This window comes from Streptomyces ovatisporus (assembly GCF_042653885.1).
GTDB classification, from domain to species: domain Bacteria; phylum Actinomycetota; class Actinomycetes; order Streptomycetales; family Streptomycetaceae; genus Streptomyces; species Streptomyces ovatisporus.
The window spans coordinates 125,781-149,147 of sequence record NZ_JBHSFH010000014.1 but is presented as its reverse complement, the minus strand read 5'-3'; the positions used below and the strand labels follow the sequence as shown (position 1 = coordinate 149,147).

Annotated in this window: 22 protein-coding genes and 1 riboswitch; of the genes, 16 read left to right on the top strand and 6 right to left on the bottom strand. The window is 70.0% G+C overall.

From position 1 onward, the window contains the following. Positions 1-232 precede the first annotated feature (232 nt). The 10 genes from ACFPA8_RS24065 to ACFPA8_RS24020 all read left to right on the top strand — a co-directional run bounded on the left by ACFPA8_RS24065 (position 233) and on the right by ACFPA8_RS24020 (position 10,476). On the top strand, positions 233-841 hold the full coding sequence (locus tag ACFPA8_RS24065) for a CDP-alcohol phosphatidyltransferase family protein (protein WP_386451751.1): 609 nt from the start codon (positions 233-235) through the stop codon (positions 839-841). Between the two features lie 113 nt (positions 842-954). Next, complete coding sequence (locus tag ACFPA8_RS24060; RefSeq protein ID WP_386451749.1) at positions 955-3,450, top strand: sugar phosphate nucleotidyltransferase; 2,496 nt, start codon at positions 955-957, stop codon at positions 3,448-3,450. 59 nt (positions 3,451-3,509) lie between these two features. Next, the gene (locus ACFPA8_RS24055) at positions 3,510-4,409 is read left to right on the top strand and encodes a DUF881 domain-containing protein (protein WP_386451748.1); all 900 of its coding nucleotides are present in this window, start codon (positions 3,510-3,512) and stop codon (positions 4,407-4,409) included. After that, positions 4,406-4,738, top strand: a complete 333-nt coding sequence (locus tag ACFPA8_RS24050; RefSeq protein WP_028432652.1) for a small basic family protein — start codon at positions 4,406-4,408, stop codon at positions 4,736-4,738. The genes ACFPA8_RS24055 and ACFPA8_RS24050 overlap by 4 nt, the downstream gene beginning before the upstream one ends. Before the next feature lie 5 nt (positions 4,739-4,743). Next, positions 4,744-5,787, top strand: a complete 1,044-nt coding sequence (locus ACFPA8_RS24045; RefSeq protein WP_386451745.1) for a DUF881 domain-containing protein — start codon at positions 4,744-4,746, stop codon at positions 5,785-5,787. A gap of 429 nt (positions 5,788-6,216) precedes the next feature. After that, positions 6,217-6,750, top strand: a complete 534-nt coding sequence (locus tag ACFPA8_RS24040; RefSeq protein WP_386451743.1) for an FHA domain-containing protein — start codon at positions 6,217-6,219, stop codon at positions 6,748-6,750. A 16-nt stretch (positions 6,751-6,766) separates the two neighbouring features. Beyond that, positions 6,767-7,546: a transcriptional regulator FtsR gene (gene ftsR, locus ACFPA8_RS24035; protein WP_386451742.1), complete on the top strand. Its 780-nt coding sequence runs from the start codon at positions 6,767-6,769 to the stop codon at positions 7,544-7,546. A gap of 98 nt (positions 7,547-7,644) precedes the next feature. Continuing rightward, entirely contained in the window at positions 7,645-8,118 is a 474-nt protein-coding gene (locus ACFPA8_RS24030; RefSeq protein ID WP_027764781.1) for a bifunctional nuclease family protein, read from the top strand. Positions 8,119-8,345: 227 nt separating this feature from the next. After that, complete coding sequence (locus ACFPA8_RS24025; protein ID WP_386451740.1) at positions 8,346-8,915, top strand: MerR family transcriptional regulator; 570 nt, start codon at positions 8,346-8,348, stop codon at positions 8,913-8,915. A gap of 34 nt (positions 8,916-8,949) precedes the next feature. Continuing rightward, positions 8,950-10,476 carry a DNA polymerase IV gene (locus tag ACFPA8_RS24020; RefSeq protein ID WP_386451738.1) on the top strand — a complete coding sequence of 509 codons (1,527 nt, stop codon included), beginning with the start codon at positions 8,950-8,952 and terminating at the stop codon, positions 10,474-10,476. On the opposite strand, the gene ACFPA8_RS24015 is transcribed toward ACFPA8_RS24020, so the two are convergent. Next, complete coding sequence (locus ACFPA8_RS24015) at positions 10,371-10,769, bottom strand: PRC-barrel domain-containing protein (protein WP_386451736.1); 399 nt, start codon at positions 10,767-10,769, stop codon at positions 10,371-10,373. The two genes, ACFPA8_RS24020 and ACFPA8_RS24015, sit on opposite strands and share 106 nt — an antisense overlap. Before the next feature lie 251 nt (positions 10,770-11,020). After that, a riboswitch (glycine riboswitch) is annotated at positions 11,021-11,118 on the top strand. Positions 11,119-11,305: 187 nt separating this feature from the next. Between ACFPA8_RS24015 and gcvP the strand changes: the two genes are divergently transcribed. Further along, the gene (gcvP, locus tag ACFPA8_RS24010; RefSeq protein WP_386451734.1) at positions 11,306-14,191 is read left to right on the top strand and encodes an aminomethyl-transferring glycine dehydrogenase; all 2,886 of its coding nucleotides are present in this window, start codon (positions 11,306-11,308) and stop codon (positions 14,189-14,191) included. Between the two features lie 101 nt (positions 14,192-14,292). Here gcvP and ACFPA8_RS24005 read toward each other — a convergent pair whose 3' ends face one another. Together ACFPA8_RS24005 and ACFPA8_RS24000 are read right to left on the bottom strand one after the other, a co-directional pair. Continuing rightward, a complete protein-coding gene (locus ACFPA8_RS24005) occupies positions 14,293-14,499 on the bottom strand; it encodes a DUF5999 family protein (RefSeq protein WP_386451767.1) in 207 nt (68 codons plus the stop codon). A gap of 283 nt (positions 14,500-14,782) precedes the next feature. After that, complete coding sequence (locus ACFPA8_RS24000; RefSeq protein ID WP_386451733.1) at positions 14,783-15,391, bottom strand: hypothetical protein; 609 nt, start codon at positions 15,389-15,391, stop codon at positions 14,783-14,785. 519 nt (positions 15,392-15,910) lie between these two features. On the opposite strand from ACFPA8_RS24000, the gene ACFPA8_RS23995 reads away from it, so the two are divergent. Together ACFPA8_RS23995 and ACFPA8_RS23990 are read left to right on the top strand one after the other, a co-directional pair. Continuing rightward, positions 15,911-17,407 (top strand): glutamate-cysteine ligase family protein, encoded by a 1,497-nt coding sequence (locus ACFPA8_RS23995; RefSeq protein WP_386451731.1) that lies wholly within the window; start codon positions 15,911-15,913, stop codon positions 17,405-17,407. A gap of 139 nt (positions 17,408-17,546) precedes the next feature. Next, a complete protein-coding gene (locus ACFPA8_RS23990) occupies positions 17,547-18,356 on the top strand; it encodes a CPBP family intramembrane glutamic endopeptidase (protein ID WP_386451730.1) in 810 nt (269 codons plus the stop codon). Between the two features lie 64 nt (positions 18,357-18,420). On the opposite strand, the gene ACFPA8_RS23985 is transcribed toward ACFPA8_RS23990, so the two are convergent. Then, the gene (locus ACFPA8_RS23985; RefSeq protein ID WP_386451728.1) at positions 18,421-19,245 is read right to left on the bottom strand and encodes a PhzF family phenazine biosynthesis protein; all 825 of its coding nucleotides are present in this window, start codon (positions 19,243-19,245) and stop codon (positions 18,421-18,423) included. A gap of 177 nt (positions 19,246-19,422) precedes the next feature. Here ACFPA8_RS23985 and ACFPA8_RS23980 point away from each other — a divergent pair, with 177 nt between their 5' ends. Further along, positions 19,423-20,052 (top strand): PadR family transcriptional regulator, encoded by a 630-nt coding sequence (locus tag ACFPA8_RS23980; protein ID WP_386451726.1) that lies wholly within the window; start codon positions 19,423-19,425, stop codon positions 20,050-20,052. An 82-nt stretch (positions 20,053-20,134) separates the two neighbouring features. On the opposite strand, the gene ACFPA8_RS23975 is transcribed toward ACFPA8_RS23980, so the two are convergent. Next, positions 20,135-20,803: a DUF4232 domain-containing protein gene (locus ACFPA8_RS23975; RefSeq protein ID WP_386451724.1), complete on the bottom strand. Its 669-nt coding sequence runs from the start codon at positions 20,801-20,803 to the stop codon at positions 20,135-20,137. 222 nt (positions 20,804-21,025) lie between these two features. Here ACFPA8_RS23975 and ACFPA8_RS23970 point away from each other — a divergent pair, with 222 nt between their 5' ends. Both ACFPA8_RS23970 and ACFPA8_RS23965 read left to right on the top strand, forming a co-directional pair. After that, a complete protein-coding gene (locus ACFPA8_RS23970; RefSeq protein WP_386451722.1) occupies positions 21,026-21,532 on the top strand; it encodes a Clp protease N-terminal domain-containing protein in 507 nt (168 codons plus the stop codon). A gap of 54 nt (positions 21,533-21,586) precedes the next feature. Beyond that, entirely contained in the window at positions 21,587-22,618 is a 1,032-nt protein-coding gene (locus tag ACFPA8_RS23965; RefSeq protein WP_386451720.1) for an EamA family transporter, read from the top strand. 81 nt (positions 22,619-22,699) lie between these two features. Here ACFPA8_RS23965 and ACFPA8_RS23960 read toward each other — a convergent pair whose 3' ends face one another. After that, positions 22,700-23,338: an FMN-binding negative transcriptional regulator gene (locus ACFPA8_RS23960; RefSeq protein ID WP_386451719.1), complete on the bottom strand. Its 639-nt coding sequence runs from the start codon at positions 23,336-23,338 to the stop codon at positions 22,700-22,702. Between the last annotated feature and the right edge of the window lie 29 nt (positions 23,339-23,367).

The window sequence follows — 23,367 nt, the reverse complement described above, 5'->3', positions numbered from 1 at the left end:
CCTTTCAGCGCCGATGGTACTGCATGCGGGAGCGTGTGGGAGAGTAGGACACCGCCGAACTATCATTGAAGAAAGCCCCGTTGACGGGATACCACGTCAACGGGGCTTTTCTCATGCCCACGTCCTTCTCCGCTCCCGGACCGCGCGTATCGCGACCCCCTGGACGCCGGCCCGCGGCCTGCCGGTAGTGTCAGGGGGCATCGTCGGCACGGTTGCTCACAGGAGGCTCCGGGTGGAGGTCCAGGAAAGACAGGCTGAGGAGGGCCGGGTCTTCACCATCCCCAACATCCTCAGCATGGCCCGCCTGGCAGGCGTGCCGCTCTTTCTGTGGCTGATCCTGTGGCCGGTCTTCGGCGGTCCCAACTGCGACGGCTGGGCACTGCTCGTACTCGCCTTCAGCGGCGTGAGCGACTACCTGGACGGCAAGCTGGCCCGCCGCTGGAACCAGGTGAGCAACCTGGGCAGGATCCTGGACCCTGCGGCCGACCGGTTGTACATCCTCACCACCCTCCTCGGCCTGACCTGGCGCGACATCCTCCCCCTCTGGCTCACGCTCACACTGCTGGCCAGGGAGTTGCTGTTGCTGGTGATGGTGTGGCTTCTCGACCGTCGCGGTTATGCGCCGCCCCAGGTGAACTTTCTCGGGAAAGCCGCGACCTTCAACCTCATGTATGCATTTCCGTTGCTGCTTCTCAGCGACGGAAGCGGCTGGATCGCGTCACTCGCGCTCGTTTTCGGGTGGGCTTTCGCCGGCTGGGGTACGACGCTCTACTGGTGGGCCGGGATCCTCTACGTGGTTCAGGTCCGCCGTTTGATCAGATCGGGTACTGCGGCCGACTGACCTGTCTTTCCTGCAGCGTGTGGACCAGTGTCGTTCCTCACTCCCGGGTGTGGTTCTTCCCGGATCGGGGAAGTCGGTATGACCGTCGTCTGACCGAGGAGGACGCTTCCGACATGAAGGCCGTCGTGATGGCCGGCGGTGAAGGTACCCGCCTTCGCCCAATGACCGCGAGTATGCCCAAGCCGCTTCTTCCGGTGGCCAATCGCCCGATCATGGAACACGTGCTGCGACTGCTCAAACGGCACGGGCTCAAAGAGACAGTGGTGACCGTTCAGTTTCTCGCGTCGCTCGTCCGTAACTACTTCGGGGACGGCGAGGAGCTCGACATGGAGCTCACGTACGCCAACGAGGAGAAGCCACTCGGTACGGCGGGCAGCGTCAAGAATGCCGAAGAGGCGCTCAAGGACGATTCGTTCCTCGTCATCTCCGGCGACGCGCTCACGGACTTCGATCTGACCGAACTCATCGAATACCACAAGCGCCAGGGCGCGCTCGTCACGGTGTGCCTCACGCGCGTACCGAATCCGCTCGAGTTCGGCATCACCATCGTCGACGACGACGGAAGGGTCGAGCGTTTCCTCGAGAAGCCCACATGGGGCCAGGTCTTCTCCGACACGGTCAACACCGGTATCTACGTGATGGAACCCGAGGTCTTCGACTACGTCGAACCTGACGTCTCCGTCGACTGGTCGGGCGACGTCTTCCCGCAGCTGATGAAGGAAGGCAAGCCCATCTACGGCTATATCGCAGAGGGCTACTGGGAGGACGTCGGCACCCACGAGAGCTATGTCAAGGCCCAGGCGGACGTGCTCGAAGGCAAGGTCGACGTCGAGATCGACGGCTTCGAGATCTCTCCCGGCGTGTGGATCGCCGAAGGCGCAGAGGTCCACCCGGACGCCGTGCTGCGCGGTCCCCTCTACATCGGCGACTACGCCAAGGTCGAGGCCGGTGCGGAGATCCGGGAGCACTCCGTCGTCGGCTCCAACGTCGTGGTGAAGAGCGGTGCCTTCCTGCACCGCGCCGTCGTGGACGACAACGTCTACATCGGCCCGCAGGCGAACCTCCGCGGCTGCGTCATCGGCAAGAACACGGACGTCATGCGCGCGGCGCGCATCGAGGACGGCGCGGTCATCGGCGACGAGTGTCTCGTCGGTGAGGAATCCATCGTGCAGGGCAACGTGCGCGTCTACCCCTTCAAGACGATCGAGGCGGGCGCGTTCGTCAACACCTCGGTCATCTGGGAGTCGAGAGGCCAGGCACACCTGTTCGGTGCGCGTGGTGTCTCCGGCATCCTCAACGTGGAGATCACTCCGGAGCTGGCCGTCCGGCTGGCAGGCGCCTACGCGACGACGCTCAAGAAGGGTTCGACGGTCACGACGGCCCGTGACCATTCCCGCGGTGCGCGAGCCCTGAAGCGCGCCATGATCTCCGCGCTGCAGACCAGCGCCATGGACGTGCGCGACCTGGAGAACGTCCCGCTGCCCGTCGCGCGTCAGCAGACGGCGCGCGGGGCAGCCGGCGGCATCATGATCCGTACGACGCCCGGCGTGCAGGACAACGTCGACATCATGTTCTTCGACGAGCGCGGAGCCGACCTCTCGCAGGCCGCGCAGCGCAAGCTCGACCGTGTCTTCGCGCGGCAGGAGCACCGGCGTGCGTTCCCCGGTGAGATCGGAGATCTGGCCTTCCCCTCCAGCGTCTACGACTCGTACACCGGCTCGCTGCTGCGTTCCGTGGACACGACGGGAGTGGCCGATTCGGGGCTCAAGGTCGTCGTCGACGCCGCGAACGGCAGTTCGGGTCTGGTCCTGCCGAGTCTGCTCGGACGGCTCGGCGTCGACTCCCTCACCATCAACCCGGGTCTGGACGAGTCCCGGCCGACCGAGACCGCCGACGCCCGCCGGTCCGGTCTGGTGCGGCTCGGCGAGATCGTCGCGTCCGCACGTGCCGCCTTCGGCATCCGCTTCGACCCCGTCGGAGAACGCCTCTCCCTCGTCGACGAGCGCGGCAGGATCATCGAGGACGACCGCGCCCTGCTCGTCATGCTCGACCTCATCGCCGCCGAACGCCGCAGCGGCAAGGTGGCGCTGCCCGTCACCACCACCCGCATCGCCGAGCAGGTCGCGGCCTACCACGGCACACAGGTGGAGTGGACGACGACCTCGCCCGACGATCTCACCCGCGTCGGCCGGGACGAGAACACCGTCTTCGGCGGAGACGGGAGGGGCGGCTTCATCACGCCGGAGTTCAGCTCGGTCTTCGACGGAGCCGCAGCTTTCGTACGCCTCATCGGCCTGGTCGCCCGTGCGCAGCTCACACTCAGTCAGATCGATGCGCGGATTCCCCGTGCGCACGTGCACCGGCGGGACCTCGCGACACCGTGGGCCGTCAAGGGGCTCGTCATGCGGACCGTGGTCGAGGCGGCGGGCGACCGCTCCGTCGACACCACGGACGGCATCCGCGTGGTGGAGTCCGACGGCCGCTGGGTGATGGTGCTGCCCGATCCCGCGGAGGCCGTCACGCATCTGTGGGCGGAAGGCCCCGATGACGCCTCAGCCCAGGCGTTGTTGGACGAATGGGCGGCCGTGGTGGACAGCGCCGGACGGTGACGTCACCATCGGGTGGCCCCATTCGGCGGTAGCGACCATGCCATGCGACGATGTGCGTCATGTCGCAGCAGCACCCTGATCGGAGTACCGCATCGCGGCCTGCGCGACCCGATGCCTCCATGTCGCTGCTGACCAATGCGATGGACCACAGCCTTGACGACGGGTACGCACAGGCTGCCGCCCGCCGTGGCGTCGAGGGCCGGTCCGGCTTGCCCCGCACCGTGCGGGCCAAGCTGGGTCTTGCAGCCGGACTGGTTCTCGCCGCGCTCGTGGTCACCGTGGGCGCGGCGCAGGCCCGGGTCTCCGCCCCGGAGCTCGCCAAGGAACGGCAGGAACTCATCTCCCGCATCAACGAGGGGGACGAGCGCACGGATGCCCTGCAGGGCAGCGTCAACCGACTGCGCAAGGACGTCGAGGCGAGACAGCGCAAGGCGCTGCAGAAGCACGGCGGCGACGGGGCAGAGGTCGTCGGGCTGCTTTCCGGCTCGCTCCCCGTGCACGGCCCCGGCATCAAGCTCGTCGTGGACGACGCCGAGGACACCCAGGACACAGACTCCGGCGGCCCCCGGCAGGGCAGCGGCTTCTCGGACAACGGGCGGGTACGGGACCGGGATCTGCAGCGTGTGGTCAACGGCCTCTGGGAATCGGGCGCCGAAGCCGTCTCCGTCAACGGCCAGCGCCTCACCGCCCTTTCGGCGATCCGCGCAGCCGGCGACGCGATACTCGTGGACAACAAGCCGCTCGTGCCGCCGTACACGCTGTTCGCTGTGGGGCCGGGGCAGAAACTCAGCACCGCCTTCCAAGACAGCGCCGACGGACAGTACTTGCAGGTGCTGGAGGAGAACTACGGTGTGCGCACCAGCATCAGCACTCAGGACGACGTGCGGCTTCCGGCCGCGCCGAGCCTGATCGTACGAACGGCAAAGCCCGTGCAGACAGGAGAGGGCAGCAGATCGTGATCGCCGTACTGGGCCTCATCGTGGGAGTCGTGGCCGGACTCGTCGTCCGGCCCGTCGTCCCGACGTTGGTCGAGCCCTATCTCCCGATCGCCGTCGTCGCGGCGTTGGACGCGGTCTTCGGGGGCCTGCGAGCCATGCTCGACGGGATCTTCGACGACAAGGTCTTCGTCGTGTCGTTCCTTTCGAACGTCGTGGTGGCGGCCCTGATCGTGTTCCTCGGCGACAAGCTCGGGGTCGGAGCCCAGCTCTCCACCGGTGTCGTCGTGGTCCTGGGCATTCGCATCTTCTCGAACGCTGCCGCGATCCGCCGTCACGTATTCAGGGCGTGAGGCCGATGAGCGACGAGGACGACAACAAGCGCCCCGGCCAGCTGCCGCCCGAGGAGCCGGCATCCGGCAAGGGCCCCGAAGAAGCGCGCGAACTGCCCGGCAGGCCCACCCGGCCGGAGGAGGCGGAGACCGGGCCCGGACCAGGGCCGGCGCAGGATGCGGGGCCGGGCGGCGCTTCCTCCTCGGCGGGCGACCCCGGCCGGACCCCGGAGCTCGGCCAGGCGGGGGACCGAGGTCCGGACACCTCCGGGGACGGCCCTGACGCCCAGGAGCCGCCGGACCAGCAGGAGCAGGAGGTCTCCGGCCCGGCGCCGGGCGCGGAGGCACCGCGTACGGGACGTCAGCGGCTGGCCCAGGCCGTCTGGCCGCCCCGTGTGACGCGTGCCCAACTCATCGTGGCCCTGCTGCTGTTCGTGCTGGGGCTCGGGCTGGCCATCCAGGTGCGCTCCACGAGTGAGAACAGTTCGCTGCGGGGCGCGCGCCAGGAGGACCTGGTGCGCATCCTCGACGAACTGGACGACCGCACCAAGCGCCTCGAGGACGAGAAGCAGAGCCTCGAGGGCCAGCGAACCGAGCTGGAGAACAGCTCGGACCAGGCCGAAGAGGCCCGCAAGCAGACTCGTCAAAAGGCACGCCAGCTCGGTGTGCTGGCAGGTACGGTCGGCGCCGAGGGACCTGGCATCGAGCTGACGGTGACCGACCCCGGCAAGGCGGTCGAGGCGGACATGCTGCTCGACGCGGTGCAGGAGCTCCGCGCGGCCGGGGCCGAGGCGATAGAGATCAACAATGTGCGGGTGGTGGCGAGCACGTACTTCTCGGACAGTCCGGGCGGGGTGCGCGTGGACGGGCGCAAGATCAGCGAACCGTACCGCTTTCAGGTGATCGGCAAACCGCAGGACCTGGAGCCGGCACTCAACATTCCCGGTGGTGTCGTGCAGACGCTTCGCAAGGAACAGGCCGACGTGTCGGTCCGCGACTCGAAGAAGATCGTCGTGGACGCCTTGCGCTCCGCGAAGCGCCCTGATTACGCTCGGTCATCATCACCGTGAAGGTGGGCGGGAGTCTTGCGGGGGGGTCGGCGGGCCCGGTGACCATCGCGTGAGGGAAACTGTCTGAAGGTCAGGGACGTTGTCCGGGCGTCACTGTCGGCCAAATGAGAGCATCGAGGGTCTGTCCTGCCCCACGGGCGGGTCTGTTTCGTGCGAGGGGAATCGCCCGTGAGTTTTTTTGCAAGGTTGTTCGGCAAGGGCCGCCAGCAGGAGGGCGGGGACGCCGCGCGGCACCGGGCCTCCCAGGAGCGGGACTCCACGGGGCGGCCCGAGGGCGAGAACGCCGGGCGGCCGCTGTTCCGTGACGAGGTCGCTGCTCCCGGCGGTGACGAAGCAGGTGGTCACGGTAGGGTTTCTGTTGACCCCGGAGCGTCGGGCCGCATAGGTTCCGGTGCACCATCAACCTCGAGTACGGGTGGAGGGGCAGACGTGCCGGTGTGTAGCAGGTGCGGGACGCAGGTCGCCGAGGCGAGCCGGTTCTGTTCCAACTGCGGGGCACCGCTTCGGGGCGGAGCCCCCGTCGCAGAGGGTTCCTCCGAGACGACCTCGACCATCTCGATCTCCGGTCTGGAGGCATACGAGGCGGAGGCCACGGGCCAGAAGTCGCCCCCGCTCTCGCCCGAGGCTCAGGCCGCGGTCGACGCCCTTCCGCTGGGTTCCGCCCTGCTGGTGGTGCGCCGCGGTCCCAACGCGGGAAGCCGCTTCCTCCTGGACGGGGAGCTGACGACTGCTGGGCGTCACCCGGAGAGCGACATCTTCCTCGACGACGTCACGGTCTCCCGCCGCCACGTGGAGTTCCGCCGCGGGCAGGACGGCATCTTCACCGTCGCCGATGTCGGCAGCCTCAACGGCACATACGTGAACCGTGAGCGCATCGATGCCGCTGTGCCGCTGGCCAACGGCGACGAGGTGCAGATCGGCAAGTACCGGCTTGTCTTCTTCGCGAGCCGGCACGCCGTCTGACTTCTTTCGGGGGCTTATGGAACGCACACCCTCGGGCGGTGCCGACGGCAGCACCGCCCACGGAAAGGGCTGCGGACCACTGGGCATCGGTGCCGTACTGGACGTGCTGCGGGAAGAGTTTCCCGAGGTCACAGTCTCCAAAATCCGGTTTCTGGAAGCCGAGGGACTCGTCGAGCCCCGGCGTACGCCTTCGGGCCACCGCATCTTCGACGCCGAGGACGTCCGGCGTCTGCGCTTCATCCTCCGGATGCAGCGTGACCACTACCTCCCGCTGCGGGTGATCCGGGAGCAGTTCGACGCGCTCACGTCCGGCGGTGAGTCCACGAGGCTGGCTCAGCGCCCGACCGGTACTCCGGCCCACCAGCGAGGTCCGGCGGCGGAGAGCGCCGCTGCGGATGCCGTTGCGGGGGACACCCGGCTGGGCCGTGAAGAGCTGGTCCGCGCCGTCGGGGCGTCGGAGAAGGATCTCGCCGAGTGGCAGGCGTCCGGTCTGCTCCCACCGGACGACGACGGCGCATACGGGCCGGAGGCCGTCCGCATCGCCCGTCTTGCGGCCGGGCTTCGCCGCTCAGGAGTCGGCCCACGTCACCTGCGGGCCCTCCAGGCGACAGCGGAGCGTGACGCCGAGACGGTGAAGGCCATGTTGGCGCCGTCGGAGAGTGAGAAAAATCCCGCATCCGGGACCCGCGCCGGGCCGACTGCAGAGCCGGAAGCGACGGCGAGCGAGCTCGTCGCCCTGTCGCTGCAGCTCCATGCGGCCCTTGTGAACACTGCTCTGCGGCTGCGCTCCCGGTGACGACGCGATTTGTCACCCCATGCGTGAGTCGGTTCATACGACAGCTCAGGGCGGGTCCCGACTACCCAAACAGGCGGGACACAGCCTAGGGTTGCTGTGTGAACGAGCTCGACGTTGTGGGTGTCCGGGTCGAAATGCCCTCCAACCAACCGATCGTGCTGCTGCGTGAAGTGGGTGGCGACCGGTACCTCCCCATCTGGATCGGCCCCGGGGAGGCGACCGCCATCGCCTTCGCACAGCAGGGGATGACGCCTGCGCGCCCGCTGACCCACGATCTCTTCAAGGACGTCCTGGAAGCGGTGGGTCAGGAGCTCACAGCCGTCCGGATCACGGATCTCCGCGAAGGCGTCTTCTACGCCGAGCTGGTCTTCGCCAGCGGTGTCGAGGTCAGTGCCCGCCCGTCCGACGCCATAGCGCTCGCTTTGCGTACCGGAACGCCTATCTACGGCAGTGACGGTGTGCTGGACGACGCGGGAATCGCGATCCCGGACGAGCAGGAGGACGAGGTGGAGAAGTTCCGCGAGTTCCTCGACCAGATCTCACCCGAGGACTTCGGCACCAGCAGTCAGTGAGCGCTCCGCTCGTCAGGACCTGGTGGCCGCCGCCTCGGACGGAAAACTCACAGGCTTTCCCCAGCCGAAGTCACGCCAAACCACTCCTTGGGTGATTATCACCCGGCGTGCCGAGTGTGGCGATCGTTGACGCACCCCCGGTGACTGCCTACCTTCGGTGAGGCAGGTCCCGGGGGTACTCCGGGATGTGAAGGACGGAGGTCGGCGTGAGAAGTACCGGCGACGGTATGGCAGCGGATGGCCCCGCCTCATTCACGGGTTCGCGGGGGCAGGCTCCGCAGGAGGACGCTTCAGACCCTTCGTCCGACCAGGTCGGGTACCGCGGCCCCACGGCCTGTTCGGCAGCCGGCATCACGTACCGCCAGCTCGACTACTGGGCGCGGACCGGCCTGGTGGAACCGAGTATCCGGCCCGCATACGGATCGGGCACTCAGCGGCTGTACAGCTTCCGTGACGTCGTCGTTCTGAAGATCGTCAAACGGCTGCTGGACACCGGCGTCTCACTGCAGAACATTCGCACCGCCGTCCAGCATCTGCGCTCGCGGGGAATGACCGATCTGGCGCAGATGACGCTGATGAGCGACGGAGCCACCGTCTACGAGTGCTCTTCCCCGGACGAGGTCGTCGACCTGCTGCAGGGCGGTCAGGGCGTCTTCGGCATCGCCGTGGGCGTGGTCTGGAAGGACGTCGAGGGCGCCTTGTCGCAGCTCCACGGCGAGCACGTCGACACCGGCGAGACCATCGTCGGCGACCATCCCGGGGACGAACTCGCGCGCCGGCGCAACCGCGCCGGCTGAGGACTGTCAGAGGCGTCCGGCAGCATCGACGAGTGTGAGAAGCGCACCGACGATCCTGCATCTGGACATGGATGCCTTCTACGCCGCCGTCGAGCAGGCCGCGAAGCCGAGCCTGCGCGGGAAGCCGGTCGTCGTGGGCGGGCTCGGGCCGCGCGGGGTGGTCTCCACCGCTTCGTACGAGGCGCGGATCTACGGCGTCCACTCGGCAATGCCCATGGCCCAGGCACGCCGGCTGTGCCCCAACGCCGCCTACCTCACTCCTCGCTTCACCCTCTACCGCCAGGTCAGCGATGCCGTGATGGAGATCCTCGGCCGGCTCTCCCCGCTGGTGGAGCCCCTGAGCCTCGACGAGGCCTTCGTCGACCTGGAGGCCGGGGAGGTACTGGAGGCGGCGGAGGCGCAGGCCGCACGCACGGTGGGTGAGCGGCTGCGGGTCATGATCCGCGAGGCGACGGGTCTGAGCGGGTCGGTCGGACTGGCAGGCTCGAAGATGCTGGCCAAGATCGCCTCGGAGGAGGCCAAGCCCGACGGGCTCTTCCTCATCGAACCGGGGACGGAGCGGGAGCTGCTGGCCCCGATGCCCGTGAGGACGCTTCCGGGGGTCGGCCCGGCCACAGCCGAAGTGCTGCGCCGGGCGGGACTCGTCACGGTCGGCGACACGGCGGAGGCGGGGGAGGCGGAGCTGCTGCGGCTGCTGGGCAAGGCGCACGGCACATCGCTGTACGCGATGGCGAACGGTTGGGACGACCGGCCCGTGATCGCCGAGCGGGACGCCAAATCGGTTTCGGTGGAGGACACCTTCGACGTGGACCTCACGGAACGGACCCTGGTGCAGGCGCATGTCGCCCGGCTCGCGAGCCGGTGCGTGGAGCGGCTGCAGGCCGCGGGGAGATCCGGTCGCACCGTCGTGATCAAGGTGCGCAGTTACGACTTCTCCACGCTCACCCGTTCGGAGACGTTGCGGGGGCCCACGGACGACCCGGCAGTGGTGCGTGAGGCGGCCGCCAGACTGATCGACACGGTCGACACCACCGCCGGGGTCCGGCTGCTCGGGGTGGGCGTGAGCGGCCTCGCGGACTTCACACAGGAGGACCTCTTCGCGCAGGCGGCGGCCGCTGCGGAAGCTGCCGGGACCCCGGACGGGGAGACCCGGGCAGCGGCGTCCACCGACGCGCCGTCCGCGGACGAGGACGCCAAGCCGCTCGCGGACCGGCGGTGGATGCCCGGGCGGGATGTGCGGCACGCAGAACACGGAGCCGGTTGGGTGCAGGGAAGCGGGGTGGGGCGGGTGACCGTACGTTTCGAAACCCCCGGATCGTCGCCGGGCAGGGTGCGTACGTACCCGGTGGACGATCCGGATCTGCAGCCGGCGGAGCCGCTGCCGCCGGCGGCGATGGCCGGGCGCGAAGAGCGGGAGGACGGGCCGGAGCCGTTGGGCCGGCCGGGTGGGACCACTCAGCTTTCCGATCCGGCTATGCGCCCGAAGTCGCGGTCCGGCCCCGGAGAGGACGACGGGGACGACGGACCTCCCTCTGCCGAGGCGGGAACGTCCAGCCCGTAGTGGATGTAGAGCTGCAGTTCCTGCACGGGTGAGAGGTGCCGTCCCACGCCGAGCACGGGGGTGCCTCTGACGAGGGAACGTGCGAAGGGTACGTGGAGGACGTCGTCCACGAGTTCGCTCGGCTCCAGCGGAACGAGCGCCTCTCGTCTGAACAGGCCGGTCCGCACGGCGGCCCACTCCGGCTCGCCGGTGGCGTCGTCGAGATAGACCTCGCCCACTGTTCCGATCTTGCAGCCGCTCGCGTCGAGCGCTCTGCGCCCGATCAGGCTCCGGGGGTCGATGTCCCTCTGCACGGGTCCTCCATGTGCTCGCGAGTGGGCACCGTGCGCTGGCACGTGCCGCGGCCGGGTACGGCTCCGGCGGTCCGACGGACCCCTCCCCGTGCCCCGTCGTGTGCTGCCAGGTGCGGTGGGGGCGTCCACGACGCCGGGAGCCGGCCGTGCAAGCCGTAATACCTACCCAAAGGCACATTTGAGGGTTTGGCCACTCGAGTGCACCTCCAGTTCCCGTCCGCGGAACCGCTGGTACGCTCGAAAGCGGCTGACGACCCCGAGCGGGAGAGTCCTCCGGCGCCAGCGCCGGGGGCGCCGAAGGAGCAACTCCTCCCCGGAATCTCTCAGGCTCACGTACCGCGCGGGTGAGGTCACTCTGGAAAGCAGGGCGGGCCACGCAGTGCCTGGGCTCCCCCTCACCGACGGTGAAAGCCGGGTCGGCCGCGTGCCGGGCGGACCGGTGAAACTCTCAGGTTGAGATGACAGAGGGGGAGGCCGTCCGGGCACCCGTGTCGTGGTGTCCCTCGCAGGTCGCAACGACCAGGAGGCCCCCGCAGATGACCGCCAACCGCATCCCCCTCACCGATCTCGAACGCGGCACTCCTTTCGAACGGCGCCACATCGGCCCCGACGCGGGCGCGCAGGCCAAGATGCTCGCGCAGGTCGGCTACGGCTCCCTGGACGAGCTGACCTCCGTCGCCGTCCCCGAAGTGATCAAGAGCAACGAGGAGCTGGATCTGCTGCCGGCCCAGAGCGAGGCCGAAGTGCTCGCGGAGCTGCGCAGTCTCGCGAGGCGGAACCGCGTACTGCCGTCGATGATCGGTCTCGGCTACTACGGCACCTTCACGCCGCCGGTCATCGTGCGGAACATCATGGAGAATCCCGCCTGGTACACGGCGTACACGCCCTACCAGCCGGAGATCTCGCAGGGACGCCTCGAAGCCCTGCTCAACTTCCAGACCATGGTCGCCGACCTGACCGGACTCCCCACCTCCGGTGCGTCACTGCTGGACGAACCGACCGCGGCGGCCGAGGCCATGGCGCTCTCCCGCCGGGTGGGCAAGGTCAAGCAGGGTGTCTTCCTCGTCGACGCGGACTGCCTGCCGCAGACCATCGCCGTCGTGCGTACGCGTGCCGAGCCGACGGGCGTCGACGTCGTCGTCGCCGACCTCGGCGAGGGCATCCCGGCGGACGTGGCCGAACGGGGCGTCTTCGGACTGCTGTTGCAGTACCCGGGCGCGTCGGGCGCCGTGCGCGACCACCGTGCGGTGATCGACCAGGCGCACGAACTGGGTGCTGTCGTGACCGTCGCCGCCGACCTGCTCGCCCTCACGCTGCTGACCTCGCCGGGCGAACTCGGCGCGGACATCGCCGTGGGGTCCAGCCAGCGCTTCGGTGTGCCCATGGGCTTCGGCGGACCGCACGCCGGCTACATGTCCGTGCGGGAGAAGTTCGCGCGCAGCCTGCCGGGCCGTCTCGTCGGCGTCTCCAAGGACGCCGACGGCGACCAGGCATACAGGCTCGCGCTGCAGACCCGCGAGCAGCACATCCGGCGGGAGAAAGCCACCAGCAACATCTGCACCGCGCAGGTGCTGCTCGCCGTGATGTCGGGCATGTACGCCGTCCACCACGGCCCGGAGGGCCTGGCCGGCATCGCCCGCCGCACGCACCGCTACGCGACGATCCTCGCGGAGGGACTGCGCTCAGGCGGCGTCGAGATCGTCCACGGCAGCTACTTCGACACGGTCACCGCCCGGGTCCCCGGCCGCGCGGCACAGGTCGTGGCGCAGGCCCGCGAGGCGGGAGTGAACCTGCGGGAGGTGGACGCCGACCACGTCGGCATGTCCTGCGACGAGACCACGGGCCGTGCCCAGCTGGCGGCCGTATGGTCCGCGTTCGGAGTCGAGGCCGACGTCGAGGAGCTGGACTCGCGGGCGGAGGACACGCTCCCGGCCGGGCTGCTGCGCACGGACGAGTACCTGACCCACCCGGTCTTCCACGAGTACCGGAGCGAGACGGCGATGCTGCGCTACCTGCGCAGGCTCGCCGACCGCGACTACGCCCTCGACCGCGGCATGATCCCGCTGGGCTCGTGCACGATGAAGCTCAACGGCACGACCGAGATGGAGGCCGTGACCTGGCCGGAGTTCGGTGCGCTGCACCCCTTCGCGCCCCTCGACCAGGCCGAGGGCTATGTGACGCTGATCCGGCAGCTGGAGGAGCAGCTCGCCGAGATCACCGGCTACGACCGGGTGTCGCTGCAGCCCAACGCCGGCTCGCAGGGCGAACTCGCCGGGCTGCTGGCCGTACGCGCCTACCACCGCTCACGCGGGGACGACCAGCGCAACGTGTGTCTCATCCCGTCCTCCGCCCACGGAACGAACGCCGCCAGCGCCGTGATGGCGGGAATGCGCGTGGTCGTGGTCAAGACGAGCGAGGACGGCGACGTCGACGTCGACGACCTGCGTGCGAAGATCGCTCAGCACGGCGACGAGCTCGCCGTGCTGATGGTCACCTACCCCTCGACGCACGGCGTCTTCGAGGAGCACATCACCGACATCTGCGCCGCCGTGCACGATGCGGGCGGGCAGGTCTACGTGGACGGGGCGAACCTCAACGCCCTGATGGGGCTCGCCAAGCCGGGCAAGTTCGGCGCGGACGTCTCGCATCTGAACCTGCACAAGACCTTCTGCATCCCGCACGGCGGCGGCGGCCCGGGCGTAGGCCCCATCGGGGTGCGCGAACACCTCGCCCCGCACCTGCCCAACCACCCGCTGCAGCCGGCCGCGGGACCGGCGAGCGGAATCGGTCCGATCGCGGGTTCGCCCTGGGGCTCGGCCGGAATTCTGCCGATCTCCTGGGCGTACGTCCGGCTGATGGGCGCTCAGGGGCTCCGGCGGGCGACGCAGGCGGCGGTGCTGGGCGCCAACTACATCGCCAAGCGGCTGGAGCCGCACTACCCGGTGCTCTACACGGGACCGCGGGGCCTCGTGGCGCACGAGTGCATCGTCGACGTGCGGCCGCTGACCAAGCAGACCGGCGTGAGCATCGACGACGTCGCGAAGAGGCTGATCGACTACGGCTTCCACGCGCCGACCATGTCCTTCCCCGTGCCCGGGACGCTGATGATCGAGCCCACCGAGAGCGAGGACCTGGCGGAGCTGGACCGCTTCTGCGAGGCGATGATCGAGATCCGCGCCGAGATCGACAAGGTCGGCTCGGGGGAGTGGCCCGCCGACGACAACCCGTTGCGCAACGCACCGCACACAGCGCGGCAGTTGAGCCGCGAGTGGGAGCACCCTTACGGAAGGGAAGAGGGGGCGTTCCCCGCGGGGGTGAAGGCGTCCGACAAGTACTGGCCTCCGGTGCGCCGGATCGACGGGGCGTTCGGTGACCGTAACCTCGTCTGCTCGTGCCCGCCGGTGGAGGACTACGACAGCTGAGGAGCAGCGGGCCCAGCAGCGGCGCGCTGCTGGGCGGCCGCACAGGTCAGGGCCGGTGCGGCGGAAAGCCGGGCCGGCCCTGGTTCTTTGTTGCGGGGAATTCAGGCAGCGGTGGCGATGCCACGGCTGTCGAGGGGGCGGTGCGGATCGATGATCTTGCCGTCCGGCAGCAGCTCACCGGTGTCCTCGAAGAGCAGCACGCCGTTGCACAGCAGACTCCACCCCTGCTCCGGGAAGTGGGCCACAGGGTGAGCGGCTTCCCGGTCGGCGGATTCGGCTGTCGGGCATGGTGGCTGGTGCTGGCACATTTTCGCTGTCGTCTTCCGTTGTGTCGTGGTGTTCGTGCTGCGGCTGGTCGCGGTGTCCATGGCCGCCCCCGTTCCTCGGTCTGTCCCCAGTGTTCCCCTGTGGACTCGAATCCGCAGGGATTTCGCGTCACCACTCCTCAACCAGGACAGACGCGTCACCCGTGCGGGTGGTTGCCCCTCAACTGGCTCGTACTGCAAGGCGATTTGCCAGGTATGGGCAGGGGGGTACCGGGGTTCTCCGGAAGTCACCGGGTGCGGTTGGCGGTACGCTACCGCACCTTTGTCAGGCCGGAGTCCGCATGAGCGGAGCCGGTACCGCGCGACGCGTCAGCAACGGCAGCAGGGCGTCGACGCGGTGCGGACGGTGGGCCGCGATGCCGGGCGGCGCGGGGGCGAGAGGTATGAGCAAGTCGGAGGGCTGCGGGGTGCCCTGTGCGGGGTCGGCGCCGGTGTCCCCGTGCAGCCACAGCGTGAGCATGTACAGCTGAGGTACGGACAGCAGCCGAGGCTGGAAGTCCTCCGTCAGCGACTCGGCCTGCTGCAGGGCCCGCCGCGTCGAGGGGACGTACGGGCCGCCGCAGAAGTACCCGAACGCCCAGCCGTCGGGAGTGAGCACGGATTCGGCGGCAGCGGGCGGGAAGGAGCCGGCGGGGGCTTCCGCCTCCCGCAGAAGGAAACGCCAGCCCGTGAGGCGGGTCGCGGAGCTTCCCGCGGCACGGCTGAAGGATGTCATCTCGTGGAGAGGCAGGGGCAGTTCGGGCTGCAGCCGGCTGTGCGTCCCGCCCGGGGCGGCCGGCGCACTTCCTGGGTGCCGCGCAGCCGTGGGGGAGCGAAGGGCTGCGAGAACACTGCGGAGCGCGGCGGGCGGAGCCGGGAGGAGGTGCAGCGGCATGACAGATCGCCTCTCACTCGGAGACACACGGGTGGTGCGGGCGGGATGCAGACAGCGCTGTCGGCGTGAAGAAGGGCCGCGTCGCGGGCCGTAGGGGTCGACTGCAGGCGCCGGGCCGTCCGGCGGTACCGCGTCTCAGCCTTGCCCGGAGTTTATACGAAGGGTGTTCTGGTGTGGTTTCGTCTCTCATCACCCGATAATGACCGCAAGGGCATATCAAGCCGATTTTCACGGTCTTTCCACAGCGCTTCCATGGCCTTTGCACTGTTCCGGTGGTCCGGCCCGTCTCCGGCCTGGAGGTCCGGGGCGATCCGCGGTCGGCCGGAACCCGTCGGGTCCTCAAAGGGAGGCGTGTGCTCCCGGTCTGGGACAGGCGACGCATGCCGGCGGAACATGCCCGGGAAGTGCAGGTGCGGGCGCACGGACAGGTGGGTACCGGGTGAGCTGTGAGGCGTGATGCGTGACCTTGCCGGGCATCATGGCTGACACCACGCGGCCGTATCTAGGAGGGACGTCCCGATGGGTGAGAAGGTCGTCTCCGACGGGTTCGACCTGTCCGACCGGCACCAGTACCGGCGGAAGCTGCGGGAGTGCCTCGACGCGCTGCGCGTGCTCCTGGACGAGAAGCGGTTCGAGCGTCCCCGGAATCTCATGGGACTGGAGATCGAGCTGAATCTGGCCGACGCGGACGGGCTTCCCCGGATGATGAACCTCGAGGTGCTGCGGCGGATCGGCAGCGAGGACTTCCAGACGGAACTCGGGCAGTTCAACCTCGAGGTCAACATCGTTCCGCACCGCCTGGCCGGGCGGGTCTTCGACCAGCTCGCCGAGGAACTGCGGACGGGACTCGGCTACGCGGACAGGCAGGCGCGTCAAGAAGGCGCGGGAATCGTGATGATCGGGATCCTGCCCACCCTCACCGATGAGGACCTGGTCTCCTCGAACCTCACCGAGGTCGACCGGTACATGCTGCTCAACGACCAGATCATGGCCTCTCGCGGCGAGGAGGTCGTACTGGACATCGACGGTGTGGAACGGCTGAACCGCACTTCCAGCTCGATCGCACCGGAGGCCGCCTGTACCTCGGTGCAGTTGCACCTCCAGGTGACACCGGAGCGATTCGCCGACGTGTGGAACGCCTCCCAGGCGGTCTCGGCCGTACAGATCGCGATGGGCGCCAACTCGCCGTTCCTCTTCGGCCGGGAGCTGTGGCGGGAATCGCGGATCCCGCTGTTCCTGCAGGCCACCGACACCAGGCCGGAGGAGCTGCGCGCGCAGGGAGTGCGTCCGCGCACCTGGTTCGGCGAGCGGTGGATCGAGACGGCCTACGACCTCTTCGAGGAGAACTTCCGCTACTTCCCGGCCCTGCTGCCCATCTGTGCCGAGGAGGACCCGCACCAGGTGCTGAGGGAGGGCGGCGCCCCCACCCTGTCCGAACTGGTGCTCCACAACGGAACTGTCTACCGCTGGAACCGTCCCGTCTACGCCGTCTCGGGCGGCGTCCCGCACCTGCGGGTCGAGAACCGCGTGCTGCCGGCCGGGCCCACTGTCACGGACGTCCTGGCCAACACCGCTCTCTACTACGGCCTGGTGCGCAGCCTCGCCGACGAGCCGCGGCCCGTATGGACGCGGCTGCCGTTCCAGGCGGCGGCCGAGAACTTCGACGCCGCGTGCCGCTACGGCATCGAGGCCGAGCTGCACTGGCCCCGCCCCGGACGTCAGGGCGGCCTGGTGAAGATGCCGGCGGTGCGGCTCGTACAGGAGGAGCTGCTGCCGATGGCGGCGGCGGGCCTGGAGGCATGGGGGGTGGAACGGGCCGACCGGGACCGCTACCTGGAGGTCGTCGAGGCCAGGTGCCGCTACCGGGTGAACGGCGCCTCGTGGCAGGCAGGGGCGTACCACCGGGCCGTGGACTCCGGGCTCGACAGGGAGAAGGCGCTCGCGGCGGTCACGCGGCGGTACTGCGAGCTCTCGCACACCGGTGAGCCGGTGCACAGCTGGCCGCCGGGGCCTTAGAGGCACACCCGCCGCCGGGGAGACCCCTCCACTGTCCGTGCGGGCGGGGTCGGGCAAGCTGTGACGCATCACCGGCGCGCCGAAGCGGAAGGGGAAGCGGAGGCGCGGGAGGTGCAGGCCGGCGGAACTGGAGGCATGTGTGAAGTCGCAAGCGCGGGACTCCGAGTCGTCCCCGCCTCCCGGGGAGGTGCTCTCCCCGCGCACGCTGCGCAGCGAGATGTTTCTCGTGCTGGCGCTCTCTCTCGGGGCGAGTGCGGTCTCGGCTCTGATCAGCTTCCTCGGTTCGCTGACCGCCCCCGGCTCGCTCGCGGACCAGGCGGCGCGCATGAACACCTCGCGCGCGCCCGACAGGCCGTGGCTGGACCTGGCCTGGCAGTTGTTCGGCGTCGCCACGGCGCTCGTGCCCGTGGCGCTCGTGGCTCATCTGCTGACGCGGGAGGGAGCGGGCGGGCTGCGCGCCATCGGCTTCGACCGGAGCAGGCCCGCGTTCGACCTCACGCGGGGGGCGCTGCTCGCGGCAGCGATCGGAGGCAGCGGACTCGTCTTGTATCTGGGCGCTGTGCAGGCGGGCTTCAACCTCACCGTGGTGCCCGAGTCGCTGCCGCACGTGTGGTGGCGCATTCCCGTGCTGATCGCCTCGGCGCTGCAGAACGCGGTGGTGGAAGAGGTGATCGTGGTCGGCTATCTGCTGCGTCGGCTCGGTCGGACGACGCAGTTCTCGCCCTGGGCGATGCTGGCGGTCAGTGCGGTGCTGCGCGGCTCGTACCACCTCTACCAGGGCCTCGGCGGGATGGTCGGGAACATGGTGATGGGCGTCATCTTCGTGTGGCTGTACCGGCGTTGGGGCCGGGTCGGGCCGCTGGTGGCGGCCCACGCGCTGATCGACATCGTCGCCTTCACGGGGTACGCGGCCCTCGAAGGCAAGGTCGACTGGCTGCCCACGCCCTGACGGACGGGGCGGGGCACGCTGCTCCGTGTGTGCGCGCCCCTCCCCGCCGGTGTGACCGTGCCCGTCAGAACTCCACGCGCAGTTCCGCGTCCAGCACGGTGACCGCACTGCCCGTCAGCTCCGTACGGTCGCCCCGCAGTGCCGTACGCACCCGGCCCGTACGCGCGGAGCACTGCAGGCCCGTGAGCACGTCGCTGCCGAGGCGGCCGGACCACAGCGGAGCCAGAGCGGTGTGCGCGCTGCCGGTGACGGGGTCCTCGGGAATGCCGACGGCCGGACCGAAGACCCGCGAGACGTAGTCGTAGCCGCTGTTCGCCGGGTCGTCGGCGCGGGCCGTCACGATGACCGCCCGGTGCGGCAGCCGCAGGAGCGCCGTCGAGTCGGGCGTCACGGAGCGCACCGCCTCCTCGCCGGACAGCTCTACGAGGAGGTCGCCGAGAGGTCCCGTGTCGTACACGGCGACCGGGGCGGCGCCCAGCGCGGTGTGCATGTCCGCCGGTGGTGCCACCTCAGTGAGCGGAGCGGTGGGGAAGTCGAGAGTGATGTCGCCGTCCGGACCGGTGACCGCGGTGAGCACGCCGCTGCGCGTACGGAAGCGGACCGGGCCGTCCGCCGCGCCGTCGCCGTGCAGGACGTGTGCGGTGGCCAGGGTCGCGTGTCCGCAGAGGTCCACCTCCGCGGTGGGAGTGAACCAGCGCAGCGCCCAGTCGGCTCCGGGGTCGTCCCGCAGCGGGTGGGCGAAGGCGGTCTCGGAGAGGTTCATCTCCAGCGCGACCCGCTGGAGGCGCTCGTCGGACGGGTAGCCGGAGCTGTCCTCCAGGAGTACGACGGCGGCCGGGTTGCCCGTCCACGGGCGGTCGGTGAAGGCGTCGACTGTGCGGATCCTCATGGCAGGACGGTAGGCGGGAGGTGCTGCCGCAGGCCACGGCCAATCCCGGGGATGTGGACCGGACGGTCACGGGAAGGTCCGGCACAGCGGCTTGTCGTCGAGCAATCGCCGATATATCGTTGAGGCATCGCGACAGATTAGAGAAGCTCAATGACAGATCACGGAAGGATGTCTGCGATGCGCAAGGAAGAGCACGGACGCAGCGGCGGAAGCCGCGGGTACGGGGGAGGGCCCGGTGGATGCGGCCCCGGCGGGCACGGTGGGCACGGCCCTTGGGAGCGGAGGGCGTTCGGCGCCTTCGGTCCGCCGTTCGGTGACGGGCCGCCGTTCGGTCCGCGGGGCCGGGGCCGGGGAGGCGCACGCGGGCGCGCGCGGCGCGGCGATGTGCGGGCGTCGATCCTCGCGCTGCTCAAGGACCGTCCCATGCACGGCTACGAGATGATCCAGGAGATCGCCGAGCGCAGCGGAGGCGCGTGGAAGCCGAGTCCCGGCTCGGTCTACCCCACACTCCAGCTCCTGGAGGACGAGGGCCTGATCAGTAGCGCGAGCGAGGGCGGCAAGAACCTCTTCTCGCTCACCGACGCCGGCCGTACGGAGGCCGAGGCCGGCCCGGAGGCCCCCTGGGAGGACGCCGGGCGCGGCATCGACTGGGAAGCCATGAACGAAGTGCGCAAGGCCGGCGGGGGTCTCGTCAGCGCCTTCCAGCAGGTGTGGGCCAACGGCACGCCCGACCAGCGTGAGAAGGCCCTCGGTGTCGTCAACGACGCCCGCAAGAAGCTGTACCTCATCCTCGCCGAAGAGGACTGAGAAGCGGCGGGGAGCAACAGGGCCGAGGCAGGGCGCTCGGCGCCGCGCCCCGCCGGGGGAGCGGCGCGCGGGTCCGCCGCCGTCAGTCCGTCCGCAGCGGCAGCACGTCGATCTCGCCGGCGCCGCAGACGGTGCCCAGCTTCCACGAGGTGGACTTGGCGGTGCGCTGGTCCGGCGGGATCACCCGGAGCTTCGCCGGTTCGGGGCACTTGCCGTTCGCGGGGTCGCCCTGGCTCGGGACCACGGTCCAGTGCAGGCGGGCCGAGGCCTGTTCCCCGGCGGCGAGCGTGAGGGGGCGCGACGGGCGGGAGCGGTCCCGAACGACCTCGGTCGGGATCGGTCCACCGTCGCTCCGCGTCAGCTGGAGGCCGGGCCAGCCCTGTGTACGGCAGGGGGTGCCGGAGGAGTTGGTGAGGGCGAGAGTCCCGTAGCGGTTTCCGGCGGCCGGCCGGCCGGGGCGCAGCGACACGGAGAGCGCGTCGGTCGTGCACCAGGGGGGCCGCTTCTTGATCTTGCCCCCGGAGCCGGGCTCGTCCTGCCCGCGTCCCTGACCTTCGGTCGACTGCGGGGTCTGCTGCACGGGGGCGGACTCCGCGGAGCCGTCCCGTGAACCGTGCGGTGCGGAATCTGTTTCTCCGACGGAGGCGGGTCTGTCCGTCGAGGAGGCTGCGCCGGCGGTGCATCCGGTCGCGGCGAGGGCGGCACCGACGGCGAGGGCGGCGAGAGCGGAGCGAGCATGGTTCTTGGCCATGGAAGTCTCCAAGTGCTGCCGTACAAGGGGGTGTTGTGTGTCAAGACGCGCTTTTTCGGACCACGGTTCCCTCGGAGGCGGAGCCCCGCCGCTCAGACAGGGCCTACGCCCCTGCTCCTCCCTGAGAAGGAGGAGCGGGGAGCGGAGCACCACCCACGGTGTGATGTGCATATGCCTCGCAACGAGGATGCCCGTAAGGAGTGTTTGTGATGTGGTGTTCCTGTGAACAGCAGTACGCCTTCAGCGCTCGCGGGCCCTTCGCCCGGCACCGAGGACCGCTTCAGTGAGCAGCTGGCCGTCATGGTCGCCGATGCCCGCCGGCGTGCTGCCCGCAGCGGCGACGGCGACCTGGACACGGCGCACCTGCTGCACAGCCTTCTCGAGTCGGATCCGGCGGTCCGCGCGCTGCTCGGGGGTGAGGGCGTGCGTACGGCGAAGGTGCTGGGCTATCTGGCGCAGAGATCCATCGGCTACGGGATGCGATGGCGCGACACCGTCGAGGACGCGCCCCCGCCCGGCGCCGGTGAGGCCGCTCCGCCCTCGCTGCCGGGCTGGTCGCCGGGAGCCGCGCGGGCGTTGCGGGTCGCTCTCGGGCTGGCGGAGGCCCGGGGTGCCTCGTCCGTGGAAGGCGTCGACCTGTTCGCCGCGCTCGCGGCGGACGAGGGCTGCCGGGCGGTCGACGTGCTGCGCGCCTCGGGAGTCGGAGCCGAGGCTCTCTCCGGGGCGTGAGGTGTCAGGAGTATGCGGGGTGACACTGCTGTCGCTCGTTGACATGATGAGCACATGCACGACACCACCCGCCCCGGCGGCGGCCCGGATTCGCCGTCGCACGCGCGCGGTTCGGGGCTGACCCTCGCTCTCGTCTCCGCCTTCGCGTTCGGCGGGTCGGGGCCCGCCGCCAAACCGCTCATCGCGGCCGGTCTGGAACCGCTGCACGTCACCTGGCTGCGGGCGGCGGGTGCCGCGCTCGTCCTGCTGCCGCTGGCATGGCGTCACCGCGGACTGCTCCGCGAACGGCCGGGCCTGCTGGCGGGGTTCGGGCTGCTCGCCGTGGCCGGGGTGCAGGCCTGCTATTTCGCCGCGATCTCCCGCATCCCGGTCGGTGTCGCCCTTCTCATCGAGTACCTGGCTCCCGCGCTGGTACTGGGCTGGGTGCGGTTCGTGCAGCGCCGCCCGGTGACACGGGCAGCGGGCGTCGGCGTCGTCCTCGCCGTCGGCGGCCTCGCCTGCGTGGTGCGGGTGTGGTCCGGACTGACCCTGGACGCACTGGGGTTGCTGCTCGCGCTGGGAGCGGCCTGCTGCCAGGTGGGTTACTTCGTCCTCTCCGACCACGGCACCGACGGCAAGGACGGCCGGCCGCCCTCCGACCCGATGGGTGTGATCGCGTACGGGCTGCTGGCGGGCGCCCTCGTGCTCACCGTGCTCTCGCAGCCGTGGACGATGAACTGGGCCGTGCTGGGCGGGAGTTCGTCGATGAACGGCACGTCCGTGCCCGCCTGGGTGCTGCTGGCGTGGATCGTGCTGGTGGCGACGGTGGCCGCGTACCTCACGGGGGTGGTCTCGGTGCGCCGGCTCTCCCCGCAGGTCGCCGGCGTCGTCGCCTGCCTGGAGGCCGTCATCGCCACCGTGCTCGCGTGGGTGCTGCTCGGCGAACACCTGGCGGCCGTGCAACTGGCCGGCGGGGCGGTGGTGTTGCTGGGCGCCTTCATCGCGCAGAGCTCGACGCCGAAGGACGCGGCCGGCGAGCCGGTCGCGTCCGGGGGAGGGGCCGCGGTCGCCGAGGAGTCCCGGCCCGGGGACGTTCCCGCTCCGTAGCGTGTACGCGCAGTACGCAGCTCCGATCGGGCAGGCGCCGGGCGCCTCCCCGGCCGCCTCCCCGGCCTCGGGACCTCCCGCTCACTGGCAGTTGGGCATGCGGCTCAGCTGGACCTTCAGCGCCCCGCTGTCCCGGCCCTCGCACCGGGTGGCGAGGCCGGAGGCGATGCGGTAGCGCACGGACTCCGGCTTCTTGTCGGCGTACTTGAACTTCGCGTTCACGGCGTTGACCTGGAGGCGCAGACCCCGGATGCCCGCCAGCTTCGGCCCGTACGGCGGTGCGTCCGCGACGACCTCCGCCGAACCGCCCTCCGGCTGGAAGTGCTCCATCTGGGCCTGGAGCAGGGCGGCCTTGGCCCGCGGTTCGTCGATCACGTGGGCGGTGCAGCGCAGCTGGACGGCGGCGTAGAAGCTGGTGGGTACGCCGTGTTCGGACGGTGAGCCCTCGGGGGCCTGCCAGGGGCCGGGTATGAAGGCGTAGTCGTCCACGACGCTCAGCAGGACCTCCCGGGTCGCTTCGAGGGCCGCCCAGAAGGGGTTGGGCCGCGCGAGATGGGCGAGAACGTGCGCGTCGGCCGGGTCGTAGACGAAGTGGAGGGGCTGCACGAGGGGAGGTTCACCCGGGCCGCCGTTGACGGCGAGCTGCCCGAAGTCGTGCTCGGCCAGCCACTGTTGCCACTCCGTCTCGTCGCGGGCTGCGTCCCAGGGGTGAATGAGCATCGGTGCGCCGGCCTCTCTTCCGTGTGTGA